The organism is Acidovorax sp. GW823-FHT02H02 (assembly GCF_058797075.1).
In genome coordinates, this window is the sequence record NZ_JBXAJH010000014.1 from 132,953 (window position 1) to 149,468 (window position 16,516).

Below are 16,516 nucleotides of genomic sequence, written 5' to 3' on the forward strand. Positions count from 1 at the left end.
AGGGGAATTCATTCGGGCTTGATGCCTGCGTTGATGGCGACTTTGTGCCACTTGGCAATGTCGTCTCGGATCACCTTGGCGAAATCTGCTGGTGGCAGAGCCGTGGGTTGAGCTCCCTGAGCAAGCAGGTAGTCCGATATTTTTTTGCTCTTGATGATGGCAATCAGTTCGCGGCTCAAGCGCTCGGTGACGGCTGAAGGCATCGCTGGTGGCGCGAACAAGCCAAACCACACCATTGCCTCGAAACTGGGGTAGCCGGCCTCAGCCACTGTTGGCACCTCGGGCAGCATGGGCGAACGCACCGGGGACGTCACGGCCAAAGCCTTGAGCTTGCCGCCCTTGATGTAGGGATACGAGGTCATGACCACGTCCATCATGGTGGTCACGTGGCCGGCCACCGTGTCGGTCAACGCTGGGCCAGAACCCTTGTAGGGCACATGCACCGCCTGCAGGCCGGTAGCCGTCTTCAGGAGTTCCATGGCCAAATGATTGGAGGTGCCCTGCCCGTTGGAGGCGAAGGTATAGCCGCTGTCCTGTTTACGGGAAAGTTCGACGAACTCCTCGAGATTGTTCACGCGCACTTCAGGGCGCACCACCATCACGTTGGGAATGGTTGCCACCTGAGTCAACGCGGTGAAGTCCCGCGCCGGGTCATAGGGCAGCTTGGCGTAGATGCTGGGAGCCACAGCATGGGTGCTGACCGACCCCATGAGCAATGTTGTGCCATCGGCCGGTTGTTTGGCCACCCAGGCACTGCCCAACGTACCGCCCGCGCCGGGTCGGTTGTCCACTACCACTGAAGCCTTGAGGCGCTCGGCGAGAGCCTGAGCTATCTGTCGTGTGATCAAGTCGGTGGATCCGCCAGGTGCAAACGGCACAACCAGCTTGATGACCTTGCCCGACCATTCACCCTCGGCAGGTTGTGCCTGCACGTTGGATGCCACCAAAACCACGCCAGCCAACACAATGGCCGTCTTCTGGAAAATGCCCATTTGAATCCTCGCAAACAAGTCGATGAAGTGAAAAAGACGTCGCTGAGGCAAACTTGCACTTCAGTGACATCAATCGTAGGGACGACAATCCACAAGGAAAATAAACTTGACCTTATATGGTCATAAACGTCATTTATGTCCGAGAAGCCCGGTGACCTGAACCTTCTGCTGCACTTCGATGCCATGATGAGCTGGCGCAGCGTTTCCCGTGCGGCTGAGGAACTGGGCATAACGCAGCCGGCCATGAGTGCTGCACTGAGCCGGCTCAGGCGCCTGTTCAACGATCCGCTGCTGGTGCGTGACAGCGGCCATTGGCACCCGACGCCAAAGGCGGAGGAACTACACGCCAGCTTCCGACCATTGCTGGACACCTGGCGCCAGGTGTCGCTGCCGCGCACCGAGTTTGACCCCGCCACCTCGCGCCGTTCCGTCAGCGTGTTTGCCACTGACTATTTGCAATTCGCCGTCATCGCCCGCGTGAGCGGTTTGTTGACCAAGGCAGCGCCAGGGGTGGAACTGCGGGTGCAGGCCGCCCGACCGCAGCTGGGACTGGACATGCTGGAGAACAATCAGGTCGAACTGATCATGGGCTACTTCCCCGAGCCCTCGATCAACCTGCGGGCGCGGCTACTGTTTGAAGAAAAGGCAGTTTGCATAGTGCGCCAGCACCACCCCTGCCTGCACGGGCCATGGAACCTGGATGCCTTCTTGCAGTACGCCCACGTCAACATGGCGGCTCATACACGGTTCTTCAGCGATCGTCTCGACAAAGCTTTGCAAGCCCAGAACCGCGTGCGGCGCATAGGCCTGACGTTATCGAGCTATCTGGCCGCTCCTTTTGCGGTAGGCCAGTCTGACCTTATCGCGACGTTGCCTGGTAGTGTCGCGAAGGCGTTGGAAAAACAGGCCGGCACCGTGACACTCGAGGCTCCTTTGCCCCTGCCGGTATTGACGGTTTCGCTGTACTGGCACGAACGTCACCACCGCGATCCAGCTCATGCCTGGGTGCGCCAGTTCATTGCTTCATGTTATTAGAAGCAACCGATGTTTCTCATCGAAGCAGGAGCCCAGGACTGGTAGTCCTCGGTGCAAGAGTGAACCCAAGGGCGCCAGGTGCCGCCTCAAAACCACCAATTGGGCTGCGTACAACGCCGTGCTGACGACCGGAGAATCGCTGACCAGCTGGCTGGACACGGTGGTACGCCCCGGTCGGCGCGGACGCAAGCACACCTTCTCCGATGCCGCCATCCAGGTCTGCCGGAGCATCAAATGCCTGTCTGGACTGGCCCTGCGCGAAAGTCTGGGCTTGGTGGGGTGCCTGCTGCGCATGGCGGTTCAGGAAGGTTCCTGACTTCAGCACCGCGGCCGGCTTACCCAAAAGACACTTCGAGCACAACGGCCCTACTGCTCCAGTACCACTGCGGTGGATCTGCCGTTGGACAGCGCGGGTACCAAGTTCTTGGGCGAAGTCGAGAGGACGCGCAAGAAACCCGGGCCCAAGTACCCGCGGCTGGAAGAAATGGAGCGGGTACCACCGCAGAAGCTGGGTGGAGACCATATCCAATGAGCTGATGTTTTCGGGATATGGGCTGAAGTGGTGGCCTTGCGCATCAGAGTACTCACAAGCTCGAGTTCACTACCAAACGAGGATCAAGCTCGGTAAAGACAAACTCTCGCAGATGCGCCAAGAATGATTCAACCAATTTTGTAGGTCTGTTTTGAAGGGGCGTTAGCATCGAAAACTCCAGTGGTACCGAAGGCTCGAAGGGTATGAAGCACAGGTCTTGTCCCTTGTACTCCATCGCAGTAACAGGATCGACCAGCGAAATCCCCTGACCGGCAGCAACCAGCGAGCACAGTGTCGCAGCAACCGGACTCTCCACCTGTGCCGGCTGGTATTTCACGCCATAGGCAGCAAACATCGCATCGATCAGCAAACGCGTCTCAATGTGGGGGGGCTGGGAAATGAACCATTCGCCTTCGATGTCTGCGGGAACGATGACTTGCTTGCCAGCCAAGCGGTGGCCAACCGGAACGGCGCAGACGTGAGCGGCCGAGAGCAGTCTGTCGCCATGGGTACCGGTATGGCCGATGGCCAGGTTGACGATTCCCAAGTCGCAGCGTTGACTTATCACCATGTCCACGATGCTTCGTGAGTCGTACACGCCCAGCATGATCTTGATCTCGCCGTGGTTTTTGACGAATGCGGCAATAGCGCGCGGCAAGAACGACAAGGCCATGGATGGCGGCGCCGCGACATGCAGCGACCCGCGTTGCTGGGTCTTGATGGCGTGCGCTGTGCGCGCGATGCGCTCAACGCCAATCAGCGAGCGGTTCACTTCCTCGTAAAGCAACTGCGCTTCCGCCGTGGGGTGAAGTCGCCCGCGCACGCGATCGAAGAGCGGAAACCCCACGCTTTCCTCCAGATCAGCCAGCAATCTTGTGACCGCAGGTTGGGAAATAAACAGCATCTCGGCTGCCCGCGTCACGGTTTGACACAACATGGTAGCGCGAAAGGCTTCAAGTTGTCTGATGCGCAAGGGTAAGCCCTAATAAGTCCATGATGCAACATTATATGTTGCAAAAAAAATAGTATTTGTTATGGATAACTCAGATCACTAACATCCGATTTGCCTAGTGCAGTAGCAGATTTATGGGCTATTTCTTGCCCATAACCTGATGTGTGTTTTAGGTGCATGAAATGCCCTGTTTTGGGTCGGGTGCACCGTTTTGGAGAAACCTCGTGAAAGCAAAATTCCTGAGCACGCCGCTGACAGCGGCCGTCATTCTGGCCTGTGCAGGTCTGGTCCAAGCGCAGTCCGTACCTACTTTGTACGTCGGCTCTTATGGCGGATCCAGTGAGAAGCTGTTCAAGGAGAAGATCATTCCAGCCTTCGAGGCCGCGCACAAGGTCAGGATCGTTTACGTAGCTGGCAATTCGACCGATACGTTGGCCAAGCTGCAGGCGCAGAAGGACAAGCAGGAGCTGGACATCGTGCTGCTCGACGATGGTCCGATGCAGCAAGCCGTTCAGTTTGGTTTCTGCGACAGGGTCAAGGACGCGCCCATTTATAAGGACCTCTATCCACTGGCCCGCATTGATGACCGCTCCATGGCGGTCGGCGCGGTCGCCACAGGCCTGGCCTACAACACTGAAGCCTTCAAGAAGGCGGGCCTGCCCAAACCCGATTCCTGGGAAATCCTGACCGACAAGAAATTCAAACAGAAGCTGGCCATTCCGCCGATCTCCAACACATACGGCCTGCAGACACTGATCATGTATTCGAAGATGCGCGGCGGCAACGAAACCGCCATCGATCCGGGCTTTGCCGCCATGACCAAAGAAGTCGCACCCAATGTGCTGGCCTGGGAGCCCTCGCCCGGCAAGATGACCGAGTTGTTCCAGAACGGCGACGTCACTCTGGCGGTGTGGGGCAGTGGCCGCGTCGAATCCTTCAAGGCGACCGGCTTTCCCATCGAATTCGTGTATCCCAAAGAAGGCGCAATGGCGCTGCTGATCGCCGCCTGCCCAGTGGTGCAAAGCGACGTGCCGGAACTCGCGCAGCAACTGCTGCAATATTTGATGGCCCCTGAAGTGCAGGCTTGGCAGGCCGACACGCAGGGCTGGGGTCCCGTCAACAGCAAGGTCAAGCTCGAACCGGCGGTGGCCGCCAAGGTTCCGTATGGTCCAGCACAGATTGGCAAGCTACTGCCGACCAAATGGGCGGTCGTTAACGAAAAGCGTGGTGAGTGGACGAACCGCTGGAACCGCGCCATCGAACGTTGAGCACAGGCGTTCGTGCTCCGCCTCCATGTGCCGCGGAGCACACGCACTCCAATTTGGCAGCCCACAGCTCTCTGAATACCATGACCTTCCTCTCCCTCAAAAAGCTCACCAAGCACTTCGATGATTTTGTCGCGGTCGAGTCCCTGGACCTGGACATCGAGCGTGGCGAATTCATCTCCCTGCTGGGGCCCTCGGGCTGTGGCAAGACCACCACGCTGCAGATGATTGCCGGCTTCGTCAATCCCACGCGCGGCAGCATCGTGCTCGAAGGCCGGGACATCTCCGCGTTGCGCCCTGAAAAGCGCGGCATGGGGGTGGTGTTTCAGAGCTATGCGCTGTTCCCCCACATGACGGTGGAGGCCAACGTCGGCTTCGGTCTGGAGATGCGCGGTATGGGCCGCAGCGAGCGCACACAACGCATAGGAGAGACACTGGAGCTGGTGCGCTTGGGCGGCTTAGGCAAACGCTTCACGCGCGAGCTGTCGGGGGGACAGCGCCAGCGCGTGGCCATCGCGCGCGCGCTCGCCATTCGACCACAGTTGCTGTTACTCGACGAGCCCATGTCCAACCTCGACGCCAAGCTGCGTGAGGACATGCACATCGAGCTGCGCGCCATCCAGCGCCACCTCGGCATCACCACCTTGCTGGTCACGCACGACCAGGTCGAAGCCATGACCATGAGCGACCGCATCGCCGTCATGCACGGAGGCAAGATCGTGCAGCTGGCCATGCCCTTCGAGGCTTATGAGCAACCCGGATCGCCTTTTGCCTCGGCCTTCCTGGGCAAGACCAACGCGCTGCGCGGGCGCATCGTCTCCAGCAACCAGCGCTGCGCCATCGTCAACGTGAACGAACGCCAAATGCACATTCCGCACGGTGGCCGCAGCCTCGCCGGTGATGTGCACGTCTTCGTGCGTCCCGAAAAACTGCGCCTGAGCGCGGCCGTCGACGGCCTTGCGGGCCAGGTCAAAACGCGCGTGTTCCTGGGCAACCACTGGATGTTGCAGGTGGACACCACCCTCGGCCTAATGAGCGTGAGCCTGCCCAACATCGGCGAGGTGCCGCCAGCCGAGGGCTGCGTTGTCGGGCTGACCTGGTCGGACGACGACCTGCGCGTGCTGCCGCAACAAGAGGTGGCACATGGTTGACGCCACCATGCCCAGAGCTGCTGGCGGCATCGCAACGCCAACGCGCAAATCCCGTGAAGGTGCAGGCGCTGCACCGTGGCTGCTGGCCTCTCCCGCGCTACTGCTCTTCATCGGCTTGCTGCTGGTGCCGTTGTTGTTGACGGTACTGTTGTCTTTCCACGCGTTCGACGGTGTCCGTGGCGTGCTGCCGGATTACACCTGGCGCAACTACCTCGAGGTCTTCTCCGATGGTTACTACCACGAAATATTCCTGCGCACCGGCGGCCTGGCGCTGGGCGTGACCTTGCTGTGTGTCGTCTTCGGTGTGCCGGAAACACTGATCCTCGCCCGTATGAAAAGCCCGTGGCGTGCGTTGTTCCTCATTGTCATCCTCGGCCCGCTGCTGATCTCGGTTGTGGTGCGCACGCTGGGCTGGGCCATCCTCTTCGGCAACAACGGCCTGATCAACAGCACGTTGTTGTCCCTGGGCATCACCAACGAGCCGGTGCGTCTGCTGTTCAGCATGACGGGCGTGGCGATTGCACTGACCCACGTTCTGATTCCTTTCATGGTGATCTCGGTTTGGGCCAACTTGCAGAAGCTCGACCCGCAGGTGGAGAACGCGGGCCTCTCGCTGGGGGCCTCGCCCATCAAGGTGTTCTGGCGCGTGATGCTGCCGCAGTTGTTGCCCGGCATCCTCTCTGGCTGCATCATCGTGTTCGCGCTAGCGGCCTCGGCATTTGCCACGCCAGCGTTGCTGGGGGGACGCAAGCTCAAGGTGGTGGCCACCGCCGCCTACGACGAGTTTCTCAACACCCTGAATTGGCCTCTTGGCGCAACCATCGCCATGCTGCTCCTGCTGGCCAATGTGGTCATCATCCTCGGCGCCAACCGCTGGGTGGAGCGGCGCTTCAGTCAGGTCTTCGACGCCTGAGAAGGTTTGACACCTTCTGACGCCAAAAACCCCAAGGACTACCTATGCGCAAGAACGGCTTTTTTTCGCTGCTGTACCACGCCCTTTTCATCGGTTTCATCATCGCGCCATTGGTGGTGGTGATGCTGGTGTCCTTCACCAGCAAGGGCTTCATCTCCATGCCCTTCAACGAGGGGTTTTCTTTGCGATGGTTTCGCGCCATCCTCGACTCCACTGAGATCATCCGCGCCTTCTGGTTCTCGCTGTGGCTGGGCTTGGCGTCGGCCACCATCGCCGTCCTGCTGGCCGTGCCAGGCGCCCTGGCGCTCACCCGCTACAAGTTTTCAGGTCGCGGTGTGTTGATGGGTTTCTTCATGTCACCGCTGATGATTCCCCACGTGGTGCTGGGCGTGGCCTTCCTGCGCTTCTTCACCACCCTCAACGTCACCGGATCCTTCATCTGGTTGGCCGCGACCCACGTCATCGTGATCGTGCCCTACGCACTGCGCCTGGTGCTGTCGTCGGCAACCGGTCTGGACCGCGACACCGAGCGTGCAGCACTCTCGCTGGGCGCCTCCCGCTTCACCGCCTTCCGCCGCGTGGTGTTGCCCCTCATCGTTCCAGGTGTCGCGGGCGGCTGGATGCTGGCCTTCATCCAGAGTTTTGACGAGCTCACCATGACCGTGTTTGTCGCCACGCCGGGCACCACCACCCTTCCCGTGGCCATGTACAACCAAATTGCCCAGACCATCGACCCGCTGGTCGCCGCCGTCGCCACGGTCCTCATCGTCGGCACGCTGGCCGTGATGGTCACGATGGACCGCCTCGTCGGCCTGGACCGCGTGTTGATCGGCAAGAACTGAAACCCGCACGATGAACAACATCAACTCCAACACCAGCGACGTCATCGTCATCGGCGGTGGCCTGGTAGGCAGCGCCGTGTCCTACGGCCTTGCCCGCCAGGGCGCCAGGGTCACATTGCTCGACGAAGGCGACCAGGCCTTCCGTGCCTCGCGCGGGAACTTCGGCCTTGTCTGGGTGCAAGGCAAGGGCTACGGCATGACGTCCTATGCGCGCTGGACACGCTTGTCTGCCGGCCTTTGGCCACAGCTCGCGCAAGCTTTGCTCGACGACACCGGCGTTGACGTGCACCTGCAACAGCCCGGTGGTTTCTGCTTCACCTTTTCCGACGAGGAAATGGAAGAGCGCAGACATCGCATGCAGTCCATCCAGGACGAGCTCGGCGGCGACTACCCCTTCGAGATGCTGGACCGCCAGGACGTCATCGCCCGTGTGCCCGCCCTTGGGCCCGCCGTGATCGGCGCGAGCTACACCCCCATGGACGGCCACACCAACCCGCTGAAACTGCTGCGCGCCCTGCATGCGGCCAACCTCAAGCGCGGCGTCAACTACATCAGCGGCCAGTCCGCGAAGAACGTGAGTACCCAGGCGCGCGCCGGCGCCAGTCTCTTCACGGTTGAAGGACGCTGGCAGGCACCACGCGTGGTGCTGGCCGCTGGCCTGGGCAACCGCGCCCTGGCCGAGGCGCTGGGTCTGCATGCGCCGGTTGTGCCCAACCGCGGCCAAGTGCTTGTTGGCGAGCGCACTGCACGTTTTCTGGACTACCCCACGCTCAACGTGCGACAGACCGATGAAGGCACCATCCAGCTCGGAGACTCCATGGAAGAGGTGGGCTTCAACGACAACGTCACCACCGACGTGCTGGCCAGCATCGCCCAACGCGGCGTGCGCACCTTCCCTGTCTTGGCTGGCCTGCGTCTGGTGCGGGCCTGGGGCGCGCTGCGCGTCATGAGTCCTGATGGTTTCCCGATCTACCAGGAGTCACCCAAGTACCCCGGTGCCTTCGTCACCACCTGCCATAGCGGCGTGACGCTGGCCGCTGCACACGCCTTGCGCGTTGCGCCCTGGATCAATGGCGCATCGCGGCCCAATGAGATTGGCGCCTTCCAGGGCGATCGCTTTTTGAACCCCAACTACCGTCCCGCCCATGCCCACTGACTCCTTGTTCCAACCGCTGGCCCAGGCTGGCGCCCATACCGCCAAGACGGTCACGGTCACCTTCAATGGCGAAACACTTCAAGTGCCTGCAGGCTCCAGCGTGGCCGCAGCCCTCCTCGCCGCAGGTGTCAAACGCTTTCGCAACTCACCTGTTTCCGGTGTGGCTCGCGCACCCTACTGCATGATGGGTGTCTGCTTCGAATGCCTGCTGGAAATCGATGGCGAGCCGAACCGCCAGAGCTGCCTTGTGGCGCTGGAGGCCGGCATGTCCATCCGCACGCAGGACGGCATGCGCGACCTGCTGGCCGAGTCCCATGATCCGGCCACTGCACTGACCCAGACCATGGAGGCACCCCATGGCGTTTGATACATCTCCCCAAGCGGGCACCAGCCACCCAGTGGACACGGCGGACATCGCCATCATCGGCGCTGGACCGGCTGGCATGGCCGCCGCCATTGTTGCGCGCAGGCACGGCGCCAGCGTCGTGTTGCTCGATGAACAGGCTGCCGCCGGTGGCCAAATTTACCGAGGCATCACCACTGCACCGGCTGAGCGACTCAACGTGTTGGGCGCCGACTACGGCGCCGGCGCATCGCTTGTGGCGGCATTTGCTGCCAGCGGCGCGCGCCACATCACAGGCGCGGCCGTCTGGCAGGTGACCGCCGAACGCCAGGTGCACTACCTCAATGAAGGCGGTGTGCGCTCGCTGCGGGCCGACCGGGTGCTGCTCTGCACCGGCGCCATGGAACGCCCCTTCCCCATTCCAGGCTGGACCCTGCCCGGTGTGTTGACGGCTGGCGCCGCGCAGATCCTGCTCAAGGGCTCTGGCGTCGCGCCTACCCGCCCGGTGGTATTGGCCGGCTGCGGCCCACTGCTCTACCTGCTCGGCTGGCAATACGTGCGCGCCGGCGTGCCCATTGCCGCCATCGTCGACACCACCGACGGCGCCGACTACCGCCGCGCAATCCGCCATGCGGGCGGCGCACTGGCGGGCTGGCGCTACCTGAAAAAGGGCCTGTCACTGATGGCCGCGCTGAAGCAGGCCAAGGTGCCCTTCTACAAAGGTGCAACCGAGCTGCACGTATTGGGCAAAGAGCAGGCCACCGGCCTTGGCTTCGTCAGCGGCGGCACACTGCGCATGGTGGACAGTCCACTGGTGTTTCTGCACCAAGGCGTCGTACCCAACACGCAATTTTCATGGTCGCTCCGTGCCAAGCACCAATGGGACGAGGCCCAGCTGTGCTGGTCACCTGTGACCGATGCCTGGGGCGAACTCGACGTCCCTGGCATATTTGTCGCTGGCGATAGCGGCGGCATAGGCGGGGCGCGGGTGGCTGCATTGCAGGGTGAACTCGCCGGCCTGGCCGCCGTCACCCAGAACGGCAAACTCACCGCCGCCATCCGCGACAACCTGGCCGCGCCACTGCGGGCCGAGATGCGGGAGCACCTTTTTATCCGCCCCTTTCTCGACGCGCTCTACCGCCCGAAAAAAGCCAACCGCATACCGGCAGACGATACGGTTGTCTGCCGCTGCGAGGAAGTAACCGCAGGCGACATCCGTGGCTACGTTGGGCTGGGGTGCTCCGGCCCCAACCAAGCCAAGAGCTTCGGTCGCTGCGGCATGGGCCCCTGCCAGGGCCGCCAGTGTGGCCTCACGGTGACCGAGCTGATTGCCGACAAGCGTGGTGTTTCTCCCGAGGAAATCGGGTACTTCCGCATCCGTCCGCCCATCAAGCCCATCACGCTTGGAGAACTCGCACGTGAGGCCTGAACACGGTGCACGGCCACAGGGCAGCGACGTCATCGTCATCGGCGGCGGTTTCCACGGTACCTCAAGCGCCTTTCACCTGGCGCGACGAGGCGCGAAAGTCACGTTGTTGGAATCGGAGTATTGCGCACGCCACGCCTCCGGCGTCAACGCGGGTGGTGTGCGCACGCTGGGCCGCCATTACGCCGAGGTGCCGCTGGCGCGTGCTTCACTGGACCTGTGGCACACACTGCCCGAACTCATCGGCCGTGACCTGGCCCATCACGCAAGCTTTGTGGCCAGCGGTCAGCTGCAGATTGCCGAAACAACCCAGGAGCTGGAGCAACTGGCCAGCCGCGTGGCCGAGCTCAACGCTCTCGGATTCAAGCACGAAGTCATCATCGATGCGCAGCAGGTGCGTGAGATCGCTCCACGTCTGGCGCACCACGTTCTCGGTGGCATATGGGTCGCGGACGACGGTCATGCCGTGCCTTACCGCGCGGTCACCGCATTTCGTCACGCGGCGCAGAACCTAGGCGCTCAATTCCATGAGGACACGCCCGCGCAGATCATTGAACACATTGGTGACGAGTGGTGTGTGACCACACCACGAGGAAGCTTCACTGCCCCATGGCTGGTCAACGCGGCTGGTGCGTGGTCCGGTGACTTCGCCGCTCAGGCGGGCGACGTGGTGCCTATGCAGCCCGGTGGATTGATGCTGATGGTCACGCAGCGTGTGCCGCACTTCGTCGACCCGGTTTTGGGCGCGGCTGGCCGACCGCTGTCGTTCAAGCAGTTCGCCAACGGTACGGTGCTGATCGGCGGCAGCCTGCGCTGCTCTGCAGACATGGTGCGTCGCCATGGCGAGGTCGATTTCATGAAGCTCTCATCCAGCGCACAGACCGTCACGGACTTGTTTCCTCACCTCGGCCCCATAAACATCGTGCGCGCCTGGGCCGGTGTCGAAGCATTCATGCCCGACGACATTCCCGTCATCGGCCCGAGTTGCAGCGCTTCACGTCTCGTGCATGCCTTCGGCTTCTCTGCCCATGGTTTCGAACTGGGGCCTATTGGCGGACAGATCGTCTCCGAACTTGTTCTCGACGGTCACAGCAGCTTGCCCATTGCAGCCTTTGCTGTTGACCGTTTTGCATCAACGACCAGGCACTGAGCCTCCGGCTTGCTGCTTCCTTTTTTTTCCCTGTCACCCACCACCAAGAAAGTCCATCCATGTCCGAAATCCAACGCTATGAATCTACACCTCGCCTTTCCCGCACCGTCGTGCACAACGGCCTGGTCCACCTGGCTGGCATCACCTCGGCGGTGCGGGACGGTGACATCACCGTGCAGACAAGAAGTGTGCTGGATACCATCGACGCCCGCCTGGCCAGCGTCGGCAGCAGCAAGGAAAAAATCCTGAGCGCGCAGATCTGGCTCAAGGACATCGACGCCGATTTTTCGTCGATGAATGCAGTCTGGGAAGACTGGGTTCCAGCGAGCGGCAGTCCCGCCCGCGCCACATGCGAGGCCAAGCTGGCTGCTCCAAACCTGCTGATCGAGATCATTGTCGTCGCCGCGACCTAGCGATCGCTGATGCTGTGGCTTAGCGATCTCGGCGCGGGCGGCAGCCAATTTCGATGACGGCACCACCGCTTCCCCGGCACAGACCGCCGTCAAGGCAACTTGGCGATCGAGCTTTCTCCACTGGAACAGCAAGCTGGCAGCGACAAATTCTTGGCGAGCCACCAGCGAGACGCACATGCCCGGCTCGTACGTTCTGCGCACCAGCGCGGCTTTCTCTGCAGGGGACCAGCGCCTGCGGCGCTGGTCTTTCAAGATGACTCTAACTGTGTCCGTATGCCTGATTGATCGTACTCATAGTCCTACTCCTATCTTCAAAGATATGCGATAGGACGGGTCCGGGTTTTCAAGGGCTATCTCAATGGGGAAACTGTCGGTGGCGCGGCGCCGTCCGGGTCGCGGAGATCCTGTGACCGCAGTACCTCGTACAGCCGCCATTCGAGCAAACGCCGGTTGCCGAACCCAACAGCCGCTTCGTGGCAGTCAGCGTTAGTACAACCACCGCCGGCGACCGGCTCCAGTCGCTGCGCAGCGGAAGTTCAGAACGGCAAACCAGAGGACTGCAGTAGGTCGCGAGCACCAATTCGGAGACGACGGGCCATTGGCAAAGCCCGCTTCGTGAATGGTTTTGCCAATGTGGGCAGGTGACTTCCCCTTCAGTCAGTGGTTTTTTTTGCCGAGATGGTCTTGCCTACCGTTGTCCGGCGGTCAGCATCAGTTTGTTTCACTGATATCCCTAGGTAATTTTCAAGAGCAAAGCGGACCACGTCAGACCGTGTAGGGATGACTTTCAGCGTCGAGGCAAGCTCGATACGTTTTTTGTCAATGAGCTCTTCCAGCTCATCGCTCACCCGTATGTTTAGTTGATTTCGGCTCATGTCGTTCTTTGCTGAGTTGCCATTCTAAAGGTTCATCAATCTTTATTGCTAGACGAGTTGACAATGCGTTTGTGATGCATACAATGAAGGTGTCTAGCAATATAGCAACATGACGAAAGGAAGATATGGAAACTGAACTACTCACCACAGAGGAGCTTTCTGCCCGGATCAAGTACGACGTTCGGACCATTCGGGAGCGATTGAAGGACAGTGTCTTGCTGGAAGGAATCCATTACTTTCGTCCCTTTGGGGGGCGAAAGATCCTCTACCGTTGGGAGGCCATTCAACGAGACATGATGCGGGTCTCAGTTGTGAGACCGACAGGGATGAGCGCCATTCCTATGGCCAATGGAGGTGTACTTCATGGGTAGTATCCGCAACTCAGACACCATGGGTGCCTTGTTCATGGACTTCAGATTTCAGGGGCAGCGGTGCCGGGAGTACACGGCACTGACCGACACCCCCGCCAACCGCAAAAAGCTGGAAAAAGTCCTCGCCAAAATCGAGTCCGAGATCAATGCGGGCACCTTCGTTTACGCCAACTACTTCCCCAACAGCAAAGCCCTCAAGCGCTGGGCGCAGGCAGACAATGGGAAGGAGGCCGCAACCGCGTTGGCTCAAACGGGTGACGAGGTGGTGGCGCCACAGACTGCAGCGCTTGTTGTGGAGCCGAAGGCAACAGGCCCCTTGTTCTGCGACTTCGCCACCCAGTGGTTCGAGGAGCACAAGATCGAATGGCGACGCAGCCACATCCGATCCTTGCTCTCGACCATCAACAGTCGCCTGGTCCCGCACTTCGGGGCCAAGGTGGTCAGCAGCATCACCAAATCGGACATTCTTGCCTTCCGCGCCACACTCGCCAAAGTAAAAGGTCGCGGAGACAAGGAAGGACTCTCACCCAAACGCATCAACGAGATCATTGGCACGTTGTGTCAGATCATGGACGAAGCCGCCGACCGCTTCGAGTTTACGACGCCGACCACCAACATCAAGCGACTGCGGGTGCGCAAGGTCGATGTGGATCCGTTCAGTCTCAAGGACGTCCAGAGCCTCCTGGCCACCGTGCGGTCCGACTACCGCCACTACTTCACCGTGCGCTTCTTCACGGGCATGCGCACCGGCGAAGTCCATGGCCTCAAGTGGCGGTATATCGATTTCGAGCGCCGGCTGATCCTGGTGCGCGAGACCTTCGTTTTGGGCGAGGACGAGTACACCAAGACCGATGGCAGTCAGCGGGACATCCATATGAGCCAGCCCGTGTTTGAAGCCCTGGCTAAACAGTATGAAGTCACGGGCAAGCTGTCTGACTATGTGTTCTGCAATCTCATGGGCGCGCCGCTGGACAACAAGAACTTCACCGACCGTGTCTGGTATCCCTTGCTGCGCCATCTGGGGCTTGAGGAACGGCGCCCCTACCAAATGCGACACACCGCAGCCACCCTGTGGCTTGCGGCCGGTGAAGCACCTGAGTGGATCGCGCGCCAGCTCGGCCATACCAGCACCGAGATGCTGTTCAAGGTCTACAGCCGCTACGTGCCTAACCTCACGCGCCAGGACGGCTCGGCCATGGAGCTGCTGCTCGCCAGCCGCCTGGCCACGGGCCAGGTGATCCGCATGGAAGAGGGCGGTACAGCTGCAGGGCTGCGCCCGGTGCATCCCGACCTCTATGCCCCGGCGCTGCCCCCACCGCAAGCTGTGCCCAAGCCACGCGGCATGCACAAGCCAGCGCAAGGAAGTGGTTCCATAAGTGGAGCCACGTCACGCAGGCCCACGGACATCGTGCTGCCGGCCGTCCATACCAAGGGTGAGTCGCAGGCCCCGCCGGACCCCTGGATGAGCAGCGGACTTAAAGCCGCAGCCCGCGCCAGCGCCTAAACCCGCGCACTCCTTCTCCCGCTCTACTGCTGCAAAAACCAGCGGTCTGGGCGGAGCCATGCCCAAACCCATCCCAGACACACCATGACCGTAAACACTCCTTCGCTTCACGCAGCTTCCACAGCCTCCAAATGCGCAGTACCTGCCCACAAGTCTGCGCGTTACCCGTCCAGCCAGCTGCATCCGTCAGCCGGCGAGATTGCCCGCTGCCGGGATGCCATCCACACCCGCATGCCGCAGACCGCCATAGGCGTGCTCCACCAGTTCCTGTGCAACCTCTTTGCCGATGACGACCTGGTACGTGCCTATCTCATGCACGTGGGTGTCATGTCTCCTGCGGGGCTCACCACGGCCATGCCTTTGGATCTGTGTGAGCGAGCATCCGACAGAGCCGGGACCTATGCGGGTTTGCTGCACCGCCACGAGCGTGACTTGGCGGCCGTCGCTGCTTTTGTGCAGTCTTGCGGCTTCTACTGGTGCGCACGCGAGCAGGCGCTGGATGGGCACCCCGTTCAGGTTGCTGTCTCGCCCCGGACCTACCGCAGTCGTATCCGTGTCGCTCAGCAGGGGCTGCTCGAGGAGCCTCTGCGCCAACTGCGCCGCAGCCACCTGGAACTGGGCAGTACCCTGGCCCAGATCTTGGGCATGGGCCATGACATCGAAGTCGATCCCCAGCAGGTCGCCCGCATTCAGGCGGCGCTGGGCGCCGCGCAGATGCTGGTGCATTGAGGAGGTGTGTACATGCACATCAGAAAACTCGATGCCAAAGGGCGCCGCACCAATCCATCCCGGACGTATACGGGATGGATTGACCGGCGCCTGAGGGTTGCGCTGCCGCCAGACATGCCGTGGAGGGTTGGTACGCGTGTCTACTTCTTCCTGACGAAGGACGGGGGAATCCAGATCAGCAAGGCACCGGCTCGGCTCTATCGGGGGCGACTACTGTCTGTGCGGATTCAGCGGATGTACCAGTCCGCAGGTCGCCGCAAAGCCCGCAATGGGCAGGAAATCAGAGCGTCGCGTCCTTGAGCTTCTTGAGTGCGCGCGTCTTGATCTTCACCGATGCAGGCTTGGCGGGGAACCAGCGCTCTTCACCGGTGAATGGATCCTTGCCAAAGCGTTTCTTCTTGGCGGGCACTTGCTGCAGACCGATCTTCATGAGGCCCGGCAGCGTGAATTCACCGGAACCCTTCTTGTGCACAGAGCCCAGAATCGCCGATTCCAGCGCGGCGAGCACAGCCTTGGCGGCCTTGGGCTCGACACCGGACTGCTCCACCAGATGGGCGACCAGCGTGGTCTTGTTGAAAACCGTCTTGATGGGCTTGACTACTGCTGCGGGTTTGACGGCTGCTGCGGGTTTGGCCACGGCGACTTTCTTGGCGGCGGGTGCCGGTTTCGTGGTCTTCTTGACGGGAGCGGGAGCTTTCTTTGCAGTGGCCATGATCGGTTTCGTAAGTCCAATGGGTTGAGGTTCTCTGGCTGGCGAATCCAGACAGACGAATCGATTCTAGGAGCAGGGCAGTGTTGACGCCGACCGAAAACTGAGCCACTTTTTGGTGTGATGCCGACCTAAAACTGAGCCAGGTGTTTTACCTA

17 protein-coding genes and 2 pseudogenes are annotated in these 16,516 nt (G+C 61.1%); 14 read left to right on the top strand and 5 right to left on the bottom strand.

Going from position 1 to position 16,516, the window contains the following annotated elements; all coding sequences use genetic code 11:
- Positions 1-8: 8 nt before the first annotated feature.
- Positions 9-992 (bottom strand): Bug family tripartite tricarboxylate transporter substrate binding protein, encoded by a 984-nt coding sequence (locus tag AC1RDS_RS15600; protein WP_492227135.1) that lies wholly within the window; start codon positions 990-992, stop codon positions 9-11.
- A 135-nt stretch (positions 993-1,127) separates the two neighbouring features.
- Here AC1RDS_RS15600 and AC1RDS_RS15605 point away from each other — a divergent pair, with 135 nt between their 5' ends.
- Both AC1RDS_RS15605 and AC1RDS_RS15610 read left to right on the top strand, forming a co-directional pair.
- Complete coding sequence (locus AC1RDS_RS15605; protein WP_492227136.1) at positions 1,128-2,027, top strand: LysR family transcriptional regulator; 900 nt, start codon at positions 1,128-1,130, stop codon at positions 2,025-2,027.
- Positions 2,028-2,085: 58 nt separating this feature from the next.
- Positions 2,086-2,502: pseudogene (locus tag AC1RDS_RS15610) on the top strand (transposase); the annotation flags it as partial.
- 109 nt (positions 2,503-2,611) lie between these two features.
- On the opposite strand, the gene AC1RDS_RS15615 reads toward AC1RDS_RS15610, so the two are convergent.
- The gene (locus AC1RDS_RS15615; protein ID WP_492227137.1) at positions 2,612-3,532 is read right to left on the bottom strand and encodes a LysR substrate-binding domain-containing protein; all 921 of its coding nucleotides are present in this window, start codon (positions 3,530-3,532) and stop codon (positions 2,612-2,614) included.
- A gap of 203 nt (positions 3,533-3,735) precedes the next feature.
- On the opposite strand from AC1RDS_RS15615, the gene AC1RDS_RS15620 reads away from it, so the two are divergent.
- The 9 genes from AC1RDS_RS15620 to AC1RDS_RS15660 all read left to right on the top strand — a co-directional run bounded on the left by AC1RDS_RS15620 (position 3,736) and on the right by AC1RDS_RS15660 (position 12,170).
- Complete coding sequence (locus AC1RDS_RS15620) at positions 3,736-4,779, top strand: ABC transporter substrate-binding protein (RefSeq protein ID WP_492227138.1); 1,044 nt, start codon at positions 3,736-3,738, stop codon at positions 4,777-4,779.
- An 80-nt stretch (positions 4,780-4,859) separates the two neighbouring features.
- Positions 4,860-5,927, top strand: a complete 1,068-nt coding sequence (locus AC1RDS_RS15625) for an ABC transporter ATP-binding protein (protein ID WP_492227139.1) — start codon at positions 4,860-4,862, stop codon at positions 5,925-5,927.
- A gap of 7 nt (positions 5,928-5,934) precedes the next feature.
- Entirely contained in the window at positions 5,935-6,840 is a 906-nt protein-coding gene (locus AC1RDS_RS15630; protein ID WP_492227155.1) for an ABC transporter permease, read from the top strand.
- Positions 6,841-6,884: 44 nt separating this feature from the next.
- Positions 6,885-7,682 (top strand): ABC transporter permease, encoded by a 798-nt coding sequence (locus tag AC1RDS_RS15635; RefSeq protein WP_492227140.1) that lies wholly within the window; start codon positions 6,885-6,887, stop codon positions 7,680-7,682.
- Positions 7,683-7,692: 10 nt separating this feature from the next.
- Complete coding sequence (locus AC1RDS_RS15640) at positions 7,693-8,838, top strand: NAD(P)/FAD-dependent oxidoreductase (RefSeq protein WP_492227141.1); 1,146 nt, start codon at positions 7,693-7,695, stop codon at positions 8,836-8,838.
- Positions 8,828-9,205, top strand: a complete 378-nt coding sequence (locus tag AC1RDS_RS15645; protein ID WP_492227142.1) for a (2Fe-2S)-binding protein — start codon at positions 8,828-8,830, stop codon at positions 9,203-9,205. The genes AC1RDS_RS15640 and AC1RDS_RS15645 overlap by 11 nt, the downstream gene beginning before the upstream one ends.
- On the top strand, positions 9,195-10,610 hold the full coding sequence (locus AC1RDS_RS15650) for an FAD/NAD(P)-dependent oxidoreductase (RefSeq protein ID WP_492227143.1): 1,416 nt from the start codon (positions 9,195-9,197) through the stop codon (positions 10,608-10,610). Before AC1RDS_RS15645 ends, AC1RDS_RS15650 begins: the two co-directional genes overlap by 11 nt.
- Positions 10,600-11,757: an NAD(P)/FAD-dependent oxidoreductase gene (locus tag AC1RDS_RS15655; protein ID WP_492227144.1), complete on the top strand. Its 1,158-nt coding sequence runs from the start codon at positions 10,600-10,602 to the stop codon at positions 11,755-11,757. Before AC1RDS_RS15650 ends, AC1RDS_RS15655 begins: the two co-directional genes overlap by 11 nt.
- Before the next feature lie 59 nt (positions 11,758-11,816).
- The gene (locus tag AC1RDS_RS15660) at positions 11,817-12,170 is read left to right on the top strand and encodes a RidA family protein (protein ID WP_492227145.1); all 354 of its coding nucleotides are present in this window, start codon (positions 11,817-11,819) and stop codon (positions 12,168-12,170) included.
- Here AC1RDS_RS15660 and AC1RDS_RS15665 read toward each other — a convergent pair.
- Together AC1RDS_RS15665 and AC1RDS_RS15670 are read right to left on the bottom strand one after the other, a co-directional pair.
- Positions 12,164-12,452: pseudogene (locus AC1RDS_RS15665) on the bottom strand (transposase); the annotation flags it as partial. The gene AC1RDS_RS15660 and the pseudogene AC1RDS_RS15665 overlap by 7 nt on opposite strands.
- A 371-nt stretch (positions 12,453-12,823) precedes the next feature.
- Positions 12,824-13,045, bottom strand: a complete 222-nt coding sequence (locus AC1RDS_RS15670) for a hypothetical protein (RefSeq protein WP_492227146.1) — start codon at positions 13,043-13,045, stop codon at positions 12,824-12,826.
- Between the two features lie 125 nt (positions 13,046-13,170).
- Here AC1RDS_RS15670 and AC1RDS_RS15675 point away from each other — a divergent pair, with 125 nt between their 5' ends.
- The 3 genes from AC1RDS_RS15675 to AC1RDS_RS15685 all read left to right on the top strand — a co-directional run bounded on the left by AC1RDS_RS15675 (position 13,171) and on the right by AC1RDS_RS15685 (position 15,649).
- A complete protein-coding gene (locus tag AC1RDS_RS15675) occupies positions 13,171-13,416 on the top strand; it encodes a hypothetical protein (protein WP_492227147.1) in 246 nt (81 codons plus the stop codon).
- Positions 13,409-14,920: an Arm DNA-binding domain-containing protein gene (locus tag AC1RDS_RS15680; RefSeq protein ID WP_492227148.1), complete on the top strand. Its 1,512-nt coding sequence runs from the start codon at positions 13,409-13,411 to the stop codon at positions 14,918-14,920. The genes AC1RDS_RS15675 and AC1RDS_RS15680 overlap by 8 nt, the downstream gene beginning before the upstream one ends.
- Before the next feature lie 231 nt (positions 14,921-15,151).
- Positions 15,152-15,649 carry a hypothetical protein gene (locus tag AC1RDS_RS15685; RefSeq protein ID WP_492227149.1) on the top strand — a complete coding sequence of 166 codons (498 nt, stop codon included), beginning with the start codon at positions 15,152-15,154 and terminating at the stop codon, positions 15,647-15,649.
- Positions 15,650-15,929: 280 nt separating this feature from the next.
- Here AC1RDS_RS15685 and AC1RDS_RS15690 read toward each other — a convergent pair whose 3' ends face one another.
- A complete protein-coding gene (locus AC1RDS_RS15690; RefSeq protein WP_492227150.1) occupies positions 15,930-16,361 on the bottom strand; it encodes an HU family DNA-binding protein in 432 nt (143 codons plus the stop codon).
- Between the last annotated feature and the right edge of the window lie 155 nt (positions 16,362-16,516).

Excerpts from the sequence above, each read along its gene's own strand:
- AC1RDS_RS15650 (WP_492227143.1), top strand. The coding sequence starts at position 9,195 with ATGGCGTTTGATACATCTCCCCAAGCGGGCACCAGCCACCCAGTGGAC.
- AC1RDS_RS15635 (WP_492227140.1), top strand. The coding sequence starts at position 6,885 with ATGCGCAAGAACGGCTTTTTTTCGCTGCTGTACCACGCCCTTTTCATC.
- AC1RDS_RS15685 (WP_492227149.1), top strand. The coding sequence starts at position 15,152 with ATGCCGCAGACCGCCATAGGCGTGCTCCACCAGTTCCTGTGCAACCTC.
- AC1RDS_RS15640 (WP_492227141.1), top strand. The coding sequence starts at position 7,693 with ATGAACAACATCAACTCCAACACCAGCGACGTCATCGTCATCGGCGGT.
- AC1RDS_RS15625 (WP_492227139.1), top strand. The coding sequence starts at position 4,860 with ATGACCTTCCTCTCCCTCAAAAAGCTCACCAAGCACTTCGATGATTTT.
- AC1RDS_RS15675 (WP_492227147.1), top strand. The coding sequence starts at position 13,171 with ATGGAAACTGAACTACTCACCACAGAGGAGCTTTCTGCCCGGATCAAG.
- AC1RDS_RS15690 (WP_492227150.1), bottom strand. The coding sequence starts at position 16,361 with ATGGCCACTGCAAAGAAAGCTCCCGCTCCCGTCAAGAAGACCACGAAA.
- AC1RDS_RS15630 (WP_492227155.1), top strand. The coding sequence starts at position 5,935 with ATGCCCAGAGCTGCTGGCGGCATCGCAACGCCAACGCGCAAATCCCGT.
- AC1RDS_RS15600 (WP_492227135.1), bottom strand. The coding sequence starts at position 992 with ATGGGCATTTTCCAGAAGACGGCCATTGTGTTGGCTGGCGTGGTTTTG.
- AC1RDS_RS15605 (WP_492227136.1), top strand. The coding sequence starts at position 1,128 with ATGTCCGAGAAGCCCGGTGACCTGAACCTTCTGCTGCACTTCGATGCC.
- AC1RDS_RS15670 (WP_492227146.1), bottom strand. The coding sequence starts at position 13,045 with ATGAGCCGAAATCAACTAAACATACGGGTGAGCGATGAGCTGGAAGAG.
- AC1RDS_RS15645 (WP_492227142.1), top strand. The coding sequence starts at position 8,828 with ATGCCCACTGACTCCTTGTTCCAACCGCTGGCCCAGGCTGGCGCCCAT.
- AC1RDS_RS15660 (WP_492227145.1), top strand. The coding sequence starts at position 11,817 with ATGTCCGAAATCCAACGCTATGAATCTACACCTCGCCTTTCCCGCACC.
- AC1RDS_RS15680 (WP_492227148.1), top strand. The coding sequence starts at position 13,409 with ATGGGTAGTATCCGCAACTCAGACACCATGGGTGCCTTGTTCATGGAC.